Here is a 12,288-nt window from a genome sequence, read left to right on the forward strand (position 1 = left end):
GCACCAATGAAAAACCCCGCCGGCAACGGCGGGGTTTTTTGTTTCAGGCGGTGGTCATTTCCGTCAAGGCCGCGATTAACTTGTCGAGCTCGCCTTCCCGTGTCGGCATGCCGACGGTTACCCGCACCACCGGTCCTTTAGCGAGACCGGGACGGGCCACGGTCTGGATGCGATAGCGGTCGCGTAGTTCGGTAACGATGGCCCCAGCCTCACGCCCCGCGATCCGGAAGCTGGTCAGCGCGCTATAAGCCCCGGCTTCGTCCGGTGTGACGATCTCGATCCCCGTCAGATTCCGCACCCGGCTGACCCAGTAATCCCGCAGATAGGTCAGGCGCGCTTGTTTGGCGCTGGCGCCGATCTGCTCATGCAGGTCGATGGCGGTTGGGGTCGCCAGGATAGTTGCGAAATCGATGAAGCCATAATGACTGCGCGCGCGGATATCATCGCCGGGCCAATCCTCATCCGCCATGTCGGCATCGATATCGGTGATCCGGTTTTTGCGGATATAGAGGAAGCCGATACCCAGGGGCGCTCCCCACCATTTATGCAGATTGAAGGCGGCGAAATCGGCGCCGAGATCATCGATGCGATAGGCGATCTGGCCCAGCGAATGGGCGGCATCCAGGATCACGTCGACGCCGCGGGCCTTGGCCATGGCGATGATTTCGGCCACCGGCAGCACGCGCCCACTGCGATGGCAGACATGGGTCAGCAGCATCATGCGAATGTCCGGGCGCTCAATGAGCTTTGTCTCGTAGAGCGCAACGACCTCGGCCTGGCTTGCCTGTTCGGGGATGGCAATACGAAGCACTGTGACCCCGCGCCGAGCCGACAGCCATTTCATCGCATATTGAGCGGCGTGATAATCATGGTCCGAATAGAGGACCGCATCGCCCGGCTTCAGGCGGTTATAGCCGGAGATCAGCAGCCGGTCGCTGTCGGCTGCGCCCCGCGTGAGTGCGATCTCGTCGATGCTGCAGCCGAGGCCCGCCGCCACCCGGCGTCGCACTGTCTCCACATCTTCGGGCATGCGGCCGCGCGCATAGACGGCGTTCTGGGCGTTGATGCGCTCGATATGTTCAAGGTAAGCACGCTTGACCGGCGTAGCCATGACACTCCAGTAGCCGTGCTCCAGATTGGTCATATCGGGGGTGCTGTCATAAAGGGCGGCGATGTCCTGCCAGCGGGCATCGGTTGGTGTCAGTCCGGTCAGATCCACGTTTATCCCCGTCGCTCCAGAAGATTGGCCAAGAGGCGCATGGCGCCCAGTACTAATGCCTCCAATTGCCGGTGCAAGGCGAGCGAACAATGGACCTGTTGTGGGCTAGGCGAACAAAGCGCGGTGACGCGGCGGCGGCTTTCGGGCGGGGGCGGACATGTTGCCGGCCTTGGACTAGACCTGTGGCGCGGGGGTATCGGCGCCGATCTTGCGCAGGCTCTTCGGGTGGGGTGAGAGGGTTTCGTGCATCGGCAGCGCGGCGGCTCCCATCGCCTGAGCGTCCGGCCCCAGGGCGGCGGGTGTTAACCGGGCAAAACGTCGTGTGTGCCGATCGGCAACCGTGGCATCCAGCGGCTGCAAGGCGGTGATCAGCGCTTCCAGAATTGGCGGCGGCAGATGGCCGCCGATCACGATGGACTGCGGATCGAACAGGTTTTCGATAATGCGGACGCCCCGTCGCAGTTCTTTTGCGGCAATGGCGATCCAGCCCACCATCGCAGGATGATCGGGCTGTTCGGCAATGTCACGGGTCAGGCTCTTCCAGCGCAGCAACTCGTGCAGTGCCAGCAGGGAAACCTTGCTTTCCAGTGGCTGCCCGTCGCTGGCGGGCATCAGGCCGATTTCTCCTGCATTGCCACGGGCACCGCGCAGGGGGTGACCGTCGATCACGAAGGCTCCGCCCAGGCCGACACCAAAATGCAGATAGAAGAAATGTCGCATCGGCTTGGCCGCACCATAGAGATATTCAGCCCGAGCTGCTGCTGCGGCGTCCCGTTCCACCTCCACCGACAGTCCCAGGGTTTCCTCGAAGCGCTCACGGGCCGCAATCCCTTCCCAGCCTGGCAGGGTGGCGGGACCGGTGAAATCGGCGGCATCCACCTCGAAGGGGCCGGGCATCGAGATGCCGAGACCCCAGAGCGGTGTTCCGGCAGACAAGTTCTTCATCTCATCCACCAGCGTTTCGGCCGCAGGAAACACCAACTCGGGGGTGGCCTGGGCCAGCGGGATGGAGCGCCGGGCTTTGATCTCTCCCGTCAGATTGAGAAGCACGGCAGTCAGGGCATTCTGTTCGATCGCAAGGCCGATGGTAGCTGCCCCATTGGGGTTGAGGGCCAGGTCCGTGCCCGGTTGACCGCGCCGGGGGGTACGGCGCCCCTCGACCAGAATCAGGCCGCTTTCAACCAGCTCGGCGACGATGTTCGAAATCGTCTGGGCTGAAAGATGCGTTAAACGCGTCAGTTCGGCACGGGTGATCGGCCCCTGAAGACGCACGGCTTCGATGATCACGCGGCGATTAAATGCCCGCGCATAGTCGAGGTTCGTGCCGCCATGGCCGATCATAGAGGTCTCCTCCGTTCCACTCAGAATCTCCCTTTACAACTCTATGGGCCTTTCTTCAAATCAAGTGAATTGAATTAATCGACGGCAAACAAGCGCCACCGGGAAGCAGCCTCAGAAAACAGGAAGCCAGGGTATGAGTATGCATCACATTGGGGTCGATCTAGGAGGCACCAAGGTCGATATCACGTTAAGCGGAGCTGCGATCGAAAAGCCGCTGTGGCGCGACCGCAAACCCACCGTGACGGACAAGGGGCCCGGTGGTCTGATCGCGCAGCTTGCAACGATGATCCAGGAGGCTCGCGCCAAGGCTGATGGTCCGACGACGGTCGGATTGGGATTGCCAGGATCCATCGATCCCCAAAGCGGGGAAGTGCGTAACTGCGTCATGCCCTGGCTGGATGGCACGCCTTTGCCGGCGCTGCTGTCGCAAGCCGTGGGAGCACCTGTCGCCTTCATCAATGATGCCCAGGCTTTTGCGCTGAGCGAAGCCAACTTCGGCGCCGGGCGCAACGCTCGCATCGTGCTGGGCATCACCATCGGCACCGGCGTCGGCGGTGGTTGGGTCATCGATGGGCGGGTTCAGGCCGGTCGCCATGGTATTGCGGGCGAGATCGGTCACATCGCGGTCGAGATGAGCGGGCGCGAGTGTTATTGCGGGCGGCGTGGCTGCCTGGAGCAATATCTCTCAGGCACCGCGCTGGAGCGGCGCTATTACGAACTGACGGGCCGCAATACGCGGTTGGCGGTTATTGCCGAGCGCGCAGGGAGCGGCGATGTGGTCGCGGCCAGTGTTCTGGCGGAAATGGTGGAAGCGTTCGGTGTCGGTGTTGGCAGTCTGGTCAATGCCTTCGACCCCGATGTCATCGTGGTTGGGGGCGGTGTGTCGCTGCTGCCGATCCTGTTCGATGCCGGACGAACGGCCTTGGCGCGGCAGGCGATGGCCGTGCCGTTCAAGACGCCGGTTGTACGTGCGAAATTGGGTGATGCGTCGGGTGTCTTCGGGGCGGCCCTGATCGGGCGGCAGAGCCAGGCTTAATCCAGCCGCCCGTCGAGAATCTGGCCCAGGCGGGCGCGGTAGTGATCCCAGGTGAATTGCAGCGCCCGCACCCGTGCCGCCCGGCCCATGGCAGCGCGTTTGTCGGCATCGTTACGTACGGCCAGGATCTTCTCGGCCAGGGCATCGACATCGCGGATCGGCAGGATATGGCCTTCGATACCGTCGCGGACCATCGAGCCGGAGTTGAGCGTGGTCAAAACCGGCAGCCCTGAGGCCATCCCCTCGAAGATCGCATTCGCCGATCCCTCGTGCAGGGACGGGTAAACGAAAAGGTCGGCAGTGCGGAACAGGCCAGGCACCTCTGAATGCGGCACGTTCGGGATGTGGCGATACCAGCCGTCATAGGGCTTGAGGCCTTTGCCTTCGCCGACCATGCCGCCGACCATCAGGAGTTCGATGGAGCGGTCGCCGATCTGCTTGATGGCTTCCAGGACGTATTTCAGTCCCTTGCGCTGGCTGATTTGACCGACATAGAGCAGGCGGAATTTGCCGTCCGGCTGACGGCCGTTTTCAGGCGGCGAGAAGCGGTCGACACGCACGCCGAAAGGAATGATCTCGATCCGGTCTGCGGGTGTGCCGACCTCGATCATCGTCTGCTTCACATATTCCGACGGGGCCAGCACCAGATCGGCAAGGCGCGCCTCTTCGATGCATTGATCGATCAGCCACTTCGGGGCACCCGCATGCAGGCTATCGGCCCAGTCGGGATGTAAGGCTGCTTCCTCGGACAGGATGCGGTCGCCGACAGCCACATGGCCGATCATCTGATTGAGCACGGCGAGACTGCCGACCTGCTTGGCGGCCTTGAGGGTGGCGATGGCGGAGGTGTCGTGGCCGATGACGACCTTCGGCTTCTCCTGAAGAACTCTGTCAGCCGCGAGTGTATCGATCCGGCGGTTGCGCCAGTTCATCAGGCTGGTTGGCAAGGCTGGGCGATGTTTGAACTTGCGGGCCGCCGCAACGTAGAGAAGTTCGTACAGCGCATGGGTCGACACCTTCTTGGCATCGACATCGCCATGGGTGCGACGGCGGAATTCCCGCTCCAGGGACGCCTGCGCCCCCGGTGGTAGAGCCTTTAACAGGCGCGCCCAACTGCCTTCGGGATCGTAATAGAAACCCGTCTCGAAATGTCCGTCGAAGCCAAGGGCCTGCACGGCCGCTACCAGCTCATAAATGAAATGAGCGGCGCCGGGATGGGCGACGAGAACGGAAGTCTTGGATCGATCCATGGGAACTATCGATTGTGGTGACGGCGGACCCAAGATGCCGCGTCGGCTATGATGCTGTCGAGATCGGATCGCATCGGCGTCCAATTGAGGGCAGCCTGGGCAGCCGATGCGTCAGCCACCAGTGTCGGCGGATCGCCGGGGCGGCGGGGTGAGGTGACGACCGGAACCTTGCGGTCCAGCACCTTTTCGACCGACGCGATCAACTCGCGGATCGAAATACCCCGACCTGTGCCAAGGTTCAGACGCTGGGTCTTCGCACCCGCCTCCAGGATCTTCAAAGCCTGGACATGGGCGGCGGCAAGGTCGCTGACATGGATATAGTCCCGCACGCACGTGCCATCGGCGGTCGGGTAGTCGGTGCCTAGAACGCTCAAGGCCGGGCCGACGCCCAGGGCTGCTTTGACGGCCAGCGGCACGATGCGGGTGTCGGGGTCATGGTCCCAGCCGATCTCGCCTGCCGGGTCGGCGCCGGCCGCATTGAAATAGCGCAAGGAGATGGAGCGCAGACCATGGGCCGGTTCCATATCGGCCAGCAGCCGCTCCACCGCCAGCTTGGTATAGCCATAGGGGTTGATCGGGTTCTGCGGCGTCGCTTCCGTGATTGGCAGCACGTCGGGAATGCCGTAGGTGGCACAGGTCGAGGAGAAGACGAATTTGTCGATCCCGGCATCGCGCGCGGCTTCAATCAGGGTGAAGGCGCCCACGACATTGACCCGCCAGTAGAGGCCGGGATCGGTGACGCTTTCCCCCACATAGGCCAGTCCCGCGAAATGCAGAATGGCGGCGGGCTTCCACTTCTTGAGGATACGGTCGAGGGCGGCCCGGTCCGTGATATCGGCATGTTCGAACGGGCCCCATTTGACCGCATCCCGATGCCCACGGCAGAGATTATCGAGGGTAATCGGCAGATATCCTGCGGCAGCGAGCGCCTTGCAGGTATGGCTGCCGATATAACCGGCACCGCCGGTAACGAGGATGGGTATCGCGCTCATAGGGGCTTCTTACCGGTTACCTTGGCAAGGGCCGCTTCCAGCCCTGCGATGTCTTCATTGAAGCTCCAGCGGTCGATGATCGCCCGGCTGGCGCGGCCCATGGCGGCGAGGCGTGCGGGGTCGCTGAGGCAGAAACGCAGGCGTTCCGCCAAAGCATCCACATCGCCGAAGGGATAGATCGCGCCATTCTCGCCAGTTTTCACCAGATCGGCGGACGAACCGATACGGTCAGAGCAGATGATCGCGCGTCCAGCATTCATCGCCTCATTCACCACAAGACCCCAGGTTTCGCGCTCCGAGGGCAGCACGAAGAGATCGCAGAGATCGTAGAGTGCAGCAAGCTGGGCCTGGCTTTGGAACCCCAGGACGGTCGCGCCGGGGATCGCCTGGACGGCGATCTGTTCTTCGATGGCGGCACGCAGAGGGCCGTCACCTGCGAACAGCAGATAGGGGCGGCGGCTGTCGGGGTCGCTCGCGATCCGGGCGAAGGCGTCCAGCAGGTCCAGTGGAGCCTTGCGGTCGATGAGCTTGGCGGCGAAGAGGACGATAGGGCGTCCGGCCTCAAGCCCCAGGGACGCCCGCAGGTCTTCGCGTCGTGCGGCGGCTTCGGCGGCGCGCGCCTGGAAAAAATCATTGTCGACGGCATAGGGAACGTCGAACAGCTTGCGCTCGGGGATGCCGTTTTCGCGATAATAGGCGCGGTTCAGGGTGCCGATGGGCAGCCAGGCATCGACAAAGCGGTTCATCAGCTTGAAGAACATCCGCTTGGCGAACTTCTTCAGCCCCGAACGCGGCGAGGATTGCGCATTCGGCTCGTCCCGCATCAGGACCTCGAGCCCCCGGGCTTTGGCCGAGACAAGGGCCTGCCAATGGCTGGCACGGTTCCAGCCATGGACCCACAGAACGTCGAAATTGACGAGTTTGCCGCCCAAGCCTTTGGAGAGCGGGCACCAGACCGACGGTACTTCCCCCGCCCCAAGCGGCTTGGTCCAGGCATCCAGCACCTCGTACCGATAGCCATCGAGCAGCGGCACGTCCCAGGTGACTGCCTGACCGACATCGGGATCGACGAAGGCACGGGCGGAGAAATCGGACGCAAAGAAGACCGTCAGTTCAACCCCCGGCATAGCAGCGACTCGGCGCAGCAGCGGGGCCTGATACTGGATCGGATGGGTGACGAGGTAGGCGAGCCTGATCATGCCTTATGATACCGTCCCACGATCATGTCGTGAATGCGGCGTTCGAACGCCTGATCGCCAAAGGTGTCGAGACCGGCGGGGACGATCTTCGGCCGGGCGAGGGCTTCCTCGATCGCACGCTTCAGGTCGGGCGGATCCTTGGGATTGCAGACGAGGCCGAAAGCGCCGTCCATCACGGCCTCGGCGCTGGCATCGAGGTTGGAGGCAATCGACGGAACAGCGCAAGCCATGGCTTCGATCAGGACGATGCCGAAGCCTTCGCCCCAACCCGCCAGCAGAAAAACGTCGGCCAGACGATATGTCGCGACCTTTTCCTCCTCGGCCACATAGCCGGTGAAGATGACTTTGTCACCGATCCCCAGCGCAGCGGCTTTATCCTGAAGGCGCTGCTTATCGGACCCGTCGCCGCAGATTATATAGACGAGGTCCGGGTGACGGGTCAGGAGATCCGGCATCGCCTCCATCACCTCGTCGAACCCCTTATAGCGTTCGCGGGTATCCAGGCGCGCCATGCCCATCAGCACCCGCTTGCCCGCAAGGCCATAACGGGCGATCAGCCCCTCATCCTTGGAGCCGGGGGTGAATTTGGCCAAATCGACGGTATTAGGGACGACAAGTCCTTTTTCGGGCGGCAAGCCGGTCCAGCCAAGGAACTTCTGCTTGGTGAATTCGGACACCGACAGGAACCAGTCCAGACGATGGATCTCGCGCATCACGCTATCACCACCAAAGGGCTCCCAGGCATCGACCCCATGCAGGATCAGGCCCATCGGCGTCTTTTTCCGCAGGCGCAAAGGGGCCATCAGGCGCAGCAGGCGCACATGGCCGCAAATCACCAGATCGTACCATTGCGGGTCTGTCAGGGCGGCGGCTTCCCCCGCGATATAGGCCCAGTTTCCCTTCGCGGTCCAAGACCAGTAGCGAAGCTTAGGCGGCAGATCACCCACAGGATCGACCACCACCCGCGGCAGGCAGACGACTTCGGATACCTTAGGATGCGAGCAGAGCGCGCCCAAAAGGTCCCGATTGAATTTTGCAATGCCGCCACGACCGCCGAAGGCGTCGTGCAGAAATGTCAGTATGCGCATGAAATGAGGTCTACACGATCGATGATGAATTTGCGTCTAGCACAGTCAGGCAGTTGATTGGGGTGAAACTTTGGACAGCTATTGGCGGATACTAGCGAAAAATTCCTTGTTTGCGCCGTCGTTGATCAGCCTAATGCAGCCAGGGAAGTTGATGATCGAGCAGGGGTGGAATGGCGGTGTCGATACGCGGGCGGCTCATGGCGGTGATAAGCGCCGTTCTGGTCGCCGGGTTCCTGTCGACCAACATCATCAGCTACCAGATCTCGACCGCTGCCCTGAAAGAGACCATCCTTCGCAACGAATTGCCGCTGACCAGCAGCAATATCTATGCGGAAATCCAGGCTGATCTTCTTGAACCTCTGTTCGTTTCCTCGCTCATGGCGCATGACACATTTGTGCGGACTTGGCTTGAAAACGGCGAAATGCCCCAATCGCATATCGTCAGTTATCTGGCGGAAATCCGAAAACGCTACAGTGTTTTTACGGCCTTCCTGATCTCGGATCGCACCAAGAACTACTATCATTTTTCCGGTGTGCCGCAGGTGGTTGACGAGGCCGATCCGGAAGACGTCTGGTTCTTTCGGATGAGGGGGCTCGACAAGCCCTATGAGATCAATCTGGATTTCAATCAGGCTCAGAGCAATACGCCGACGGTTTTCATCAACTATCGGATGACCGATGCCGGTGGCAAGTTCCTGGCTCTGACGGGTGTAGGACTGGAACTGGAAGGGCTGACGCGCATCCTGTCCCATTATGCCGATGATGAGCGGCGTAATATCTATTTTGTCGACCAGGGTGGACGCGTGACCGTTCGGGCCGGTCGGCATGCGGCGGAGAATGAGCGCCTTCAGGATATTTCCGGTCTGGCACGGCTGGCTCCGAAACTCTTGTCGTCCAACAGCGGCTATTACGACTATGTCCGCGATGGCGAACCTATGCTGGCGACTGCGCGGCTGATTCCCGAACTTGGCTGGTATGTGCTTGTCGAGCAGCGCGAAGCCGATGCTATGCGCGATCTTCAGCGTGGCTTCTGGGTCAACAGCCTGATCGGTGTTGTGATCGTCTTGCTTACGGTTGGTTTGATCTTCTACGCCGTCGCCTTTTATCAGCGGCGCCTGGAAGAAATGGCGACCACGGATAAGCTGACCGGATTGGTGAACCGTCAGGTGTTCGACGATGCGCTTGAAGCGGCGGTCAAGAAATACCGGCGCAGCGTCGACCGCTTCTCCCTGATCCTGATCGACATCGATCACTTCAAGAACGTGAACGATACCTATGGCCACCTCATGGGGGACAAGGTGCTGAGGCAGATCTCAGATCTGGTCCGCCATGTCATGCGCGACAGCGATATCGTCTGCCGTTGGGGTGGCGAGGAAATCATCGTGCTGGCGCATAATTGTCCGCAGGATGATGCCGCGACCCGCGCCGAGGACTTATTGAAGGCTATTGAGAGCGCCGTCATCGAGACAGATCATGGGCGGCTGGTCGTGACAGTCAGTGCCGGGGTTACCCAGGGACGCCCTGATGATACGGCAGATACTCTGCTGCTCCGGGCTGATGCCGCGCTCTATCGGGCTAAAGACACCGGTCGTAACCGGGTTTGTATCGCCGATTAAGCCCGGTCGGCCGGTTGGAGGTCCTTTAAGGCGGTCTCCAAAATGTTCAGCCGAACGGGCTTTGTCAGAACAGCATTCAGACCTGCTGCTCGATAGCGCTGCTGATCCTCGATCAGGACATTGGCTGTTACAGCCAGGATCGGCGTCTTGATGCCACGTGCCCGAGCCAGTTGGGTTGCCTCGACGCCATCCATTTCCGGCATCTGGATATCCATCAGGATGACGTCGAAGCTACGCTCCACCATCGCGGCCAAGGCAAGGCGTCCGTTGTCCGCGTAGGAGACCTGATGCCCTAGGCGTTCCAGCATCGCGCCGATTACCCGCTGATTGATGGCATTGTCTTCTGCCACCAGGACCGAGAGGGCGGGGCCGGTATTTTCGGTAGGTTCGTAAGGTGGTGGCGGTGCGGTCGGCATGGCATCGACAGGGGCGGGCGCGCTTGAGCGCACGGCAGGCAGCGGCACGGAAATCCAGAAGCGGCTGCCTTCGCCTGCGCGGCTGGTAACGCCGATTGTGCCGCCCACGGCTTCGGTCAGGCGCTTGGCAATCGCTAGTCCAAGGCCCGATCCGCCGTATTGCTGCTGGGTGCTGCTGGCAGCCTGTTCATATTGCTGGAAAAGCCGGGGCAGGACATCCTCGGCGATGCCGATGCCGGTATCGCTGACGGCAAATTCGATCAGATCGCCGCGCATGGGCTGGGCCGATAGGCTGACCGTTCCGCTCTCTGTGAACTTTACCGCATTGCCCAGGAGATTGAGGATGATCTGGCGCAGCCGGCCGCTGTCGCCGATCACCAGCTCCGGCAGGTCAGCGGCGCGGTCGAACTCGAGGCGGATGCCCTTGCGGCGGGCTTCCGCCTCGATCAATGCCAGGGCAGACTTCAACGATTTATCCAGGTCGAAGGGGGCGCTCTCGATCGGCAGACGACCGGCTTCGAGGCGCGAATAGTCAAGAATATCGTTGAGGATGCGGAGCAGCGCCTGGGTCGAATCCTCGATCACATCGGCGTAATGCCGCTGTTCTGGCGCCAGCGGCGTCTGGGTCAGCAGGCCGATCATGCCCAGGATTCCGTTCATCGGCGTTCTGATCTCGTGGCTCATGTGCGCCAGAAAGCGAGATTTGGCATCGTTGGCCTGATCGGCCTGGGTGCGGGCTTCGGTCAGGGCCGCTTCACGCTGCTTCAGCTCGGTAATATCGATGCGGAGGCCGACCGTGCCGCCATCCTTGGTGCGCTGTTCGAGAACGCGGACCCAGCGCCCGGTGGCCAGTTTCTGCTCGAACGGCTCGCCCGGGAACCGATGGCGGGCAAGCCGGTCGGAAATGAAGGCCTCTTCCCGCCCGGCCGCGTCGGGATATTCACCGGCGGCAACTCCGTGACGCAGCAGCAACTCGAACGGGATGCCGCGCTCCATGATCGAGGCCGAGCGCGGATAGTATCGACGGTAGGTATTATTGAAGAGGACGATCCTGTCATCGGCATCGCAGAAAACGAAACCGTCGGACATACTCTCCATCGCCATTTCGAGCTGAGAGCGCACCGCTGTTGCGACCTGACCGGTTTCCATCAACGTCTGGTGCTGGGTCCTTAGGGTGCGTGTCTGATGCCAGAGGATACCCAGCGCTCCACCAATCAAAAGCAAGGCAACCCCGGTACCTGCGCTGTCGCGCAAGGTATCGGCACGCCATTGGGCCAGGATCATCGTGCGATCGAGGCCGACCCGGATGACCACGGGGAAGGTACGGGTGACCCGGAAGCTGACGATCTGCTCCGGCGTCGTATCACTGGCATCGGCGACATAGGTGCCGCTTTCCTGCCGGGGCAGGAACTGGGTGAAGATGGGGGTTCCTGCCTGGCTGGGAGTATTGGCGGCCAGATTTGTCGCCATGACCAGAGGTGTGCCGTCATAGCGGATCAAATCGACAGTGGCGTTATGCAGCCGCAGGATCGACTGATACTGTGTCTGGAAGAACAGGGGATTGAGCAAGGCCACCAGAACCCCGGCGAAATTGCCGTTGGCATCGGACAGGCGCACGCTCAAGGGAAGATACTCGACCCCCTCAACCTCGGTCAGTCCGATGGATCGGCCAAGGCGCGGCGTTCCCAGGATCGGCAGATCCGCGGTGGCGCGTTCCTGCTGAACAAAGACATCAAGCGCCCCGATCCATTGACCGATGTCGGCGGTATCGAGGGTCGAAAGGCGAACGATCCCCTCGGCGTCGGCCATCAGGATGCCGCGGATCTGGGGATTGTAGCGCAGTCTGGCACTCAAGGTCGCGCTATCGACGTTAATCCTGCCGCCCTGGGTAAATGGTTTCAGGCTTTCCAGAATCAGGGTGGTGGTCTGAAGCCCATGGGCGACTTGCCCCTCGATCAGGCCGGTCAGACTTTCGGCAAGACCCGACGAATCCTCGAGATGGCGATCACGATTGACGACCGCCGAGAAGGCCAGCAGCCCCCCTAGAACGACTGCGGCCAGCAGGAGTGCGGCGGCGAACCAGAAGGCCAGATGGCTGCCGTCCATGTCCAAGGGCTTGCCGGCCTTGTCA

The 12,288-nt window shown here is 61.6% G+C and carries 9 protein-coding genes; 2 read left to right on the forward strand and 7 right to left on the reverse strand.

The window, feature by feature from the left end; genetic code table 11:
• Positions 1-43: 43 nt before the first annotated feature.
• Together ACFSM5_RS04210 and ACFSM5_RS04215 are read right to left on the reverse strand one after the other, a co-directional pair.
• On the reverse strand, positions 44-1,219 hold the full coding sequence (locus ACFSM5_RS04210; RefSeq protein ID WP_379874992.1) for an aminotransferase class V-fold PLP-dependent enzyme: 1,176 nt from the start codon (positions 1,217-1,219) through the stop codon (positions 44-46).
• 174 nt (positions 1,220-1,393) lie between these two features.
• Positions 1,394-2,560: an ROK family transcriptional regulator gene (locus ACFSM5_RS04215; RefSeq protein WP_379874993.1), complete on the reverse strand. Its 1,167-nt coding sequence runs from the start codon at positions 2,558-2,560 to the stop codon at positions 1,394-1,396.
• A 133-nt stretch (positions 2,561-2,693) separates the two neighbouring features.
• On the opposite strand from ACFSM5_RS04215, the gene ACFSM5_RS04220 reads away from it, so the two are divergent.
• Positions 2,694-3,596, forward strand: coding sequence for an ROK family protein (locus tag ACFSM5_RS04220; protein WP_379874994.1), 903 nt, complete (start codon positions 2,694-2,696; stop codon positions 3,594-3,596).
• On the opposite strand, the gene ACFSM5_RS04225 is transcribed toward ACFSM5_RS04220, so the two are convergent.
• Genes ACFSM5_RS04225 through ACFSM5_RS04240 form a run of 4 tightly spaced genes read right to left on the reverse strand, consistent with a single transcriptional unit; the run spans position 3,593 to position 8,125 of the window.
• The gene (locus tag ACFSM5_RS04225) at positions 3,593-4,846 is read right to left on the reverse strand and encodes a glycosyltransferase family 4 protein (RefSeq protein ID WP_379874995.1); all 1,254 of its coding nucleotides are present in this window, start codon (positions 4,844-4,846) and stop codon (positions 3,593-3,595) included. The two genes, ACFSM5_RS04220 and ACFSM5_RS04225, sit on opposite strands and share 4 nt — an antisense overlap.
• 5 nt (positions 4,847-4,851) lie before the next feature.
• Positions 4,852-5,838 carry a UDP-glucose 4-epimerase GalE gene (gene galE / locus ACFSM5_RS04230; protein WP_379874996.1) on the reverse strand — a complete coding sequence of 329 codons (987 nt, stop codon included), beginning with the start codon at positions 5,836-5,838 and terminating at the stop codon, positions 4,852-4,854.
• The gene (locus ACFSM5_RS04235) at positions 5,835-7,037 is read right to left on the reverse strand and encodes a glycosyltransferase family 4 protein (RefSeq protein ID WP_379874997.1); all 1,203 of its coding nucleotides are present in this window, start codon (positions 7,035-7,037) and stop codon (positions 5,835-5,837) included. Before ACFSM5_RS04235 ends, galE begins: the two co-directional genes overlap by 4 nt.
• Positions 7,034-8,125 carry a glycosyltransferase family 4 protein gene (locus ACFSM5_RS04240; protein WP_379874998.1) on the reverse strand — a complete coding sequence of 364 codons (1,092 nt, stop codon included), beginning with the start codon at positions 8,123-8,125 and terminating at the stop codon, positions 7,034-7,036. Before ACFSM5_RS04240 ends, ACFSM5_RS04235 begins: the two co-directional genes overlap by 4 nt.
• Before the next feature lie 170 nt (positions 8,126-8,295).
• On the opposite strand from ACFSM5_RS04240, the gene ACFSM5_RS04245 reads away from it, so the two are divergent.
• On the forward strand, positions 8,296-9,741 hold the full coding sequence (locus tag ACFSM5_RS04245; protein ID WP_379874999.1) for a sensor domain-containing diguanylate cyclase: 1,446 nt from the start codon (positions 8,296-8,298) through the stop codon (positions 9,739-9,741).
• Here the strand turns inward: ACFSM5_RS04245 and ACFSM5_RS04250 are convergent.
• Entirely contained in the window at positions 9,738-12,263 is a 2,526-nt protein-coding gene (locus ACFSM5_RS04250; protein ID WP_379875000.1) for an ATP-binding protein, read from the reverse strand. The two genes, ACFSM5_RS04245 and ACFSM5_RS04250, sit on opposite strands and share 4 nt — an antisense overlap.
• Between the last annotated feature and the right edge of the window lie 25 nt (positions 12,264-12,288).

This window comes from Lacibacterium aquatile (assembly GCF_042683105.1).
GTDB lineage: Bacteria > Pseudomonadota > Alphaproteobacteria > Elsterales > Elsteraceae > Lacibacterium > Lacibacterium aquatile.

What these genes read in the sequence shown, in the direction of transcription:
- ACFSM5_RS04215 (WP_379874993.1), bottom strand. Translation starts at nt 2,560, where the DNA reads ATGATCGGCCATGGCGGCACGAACCTCGACTATGCGCGGGCATTTAAT.
- ACFSM5_RS04235 (WP_379874997.1), bottom strand. Translation starts at nt 7,037, where the DNA reads ATGATCAGGCTCGCCTACCTCGTCACCCATCCGATCCAGTATCAGGCC.
- ACFSM5_RS04245 (WP_379874999.1), top strand. Translation starts at nt 8,296, where the DNA reads ATGGCGGTGTCGATACGCGGGCGGCTCATGGCGGTGATAAGCGCCGTT.
- ACFSM5_RS04250 (WP_379875000.1), bottom strand. Translation starts at nt 12,263, where the DNA reads ATGGACGGCAGCCATCTGGCCTTCTGGTTCGCCGCCGCACTCCTGCTG.
- galE (WP_379874996.1), bottom strand. Translation starts at nt 5,838, where the DNA reads ATGAGCGCGATACCCATCCTCGTTACCGGCGGTGCCGGTTATATCGGC.
- ACFSM5_RS04220 (WP_379874994.1), top strand. Translation starts at nt 2,694, where the DNA reads ATGAGTATGCATCACATTGGGGTCGATCTAGGAGGCACCAAGGTCGAT.
- ACFSM5_RS04225 (WP_379874995.1), bottom strand. Translation starts at nt 4,846, where the DNA reads ATGGATCGATCCAAGACTTCCGTTCTCGTCGCCCATCCCGGCGCCGCT.
- ACFSM5_RS04240 (WP_379874998.1), bottom strand. Translation starts at nt 8,125, where the DNA reads ATGCGCATACTGACATTTCTGCACGACGCCTTCGGCGGTCGTGGCGGC.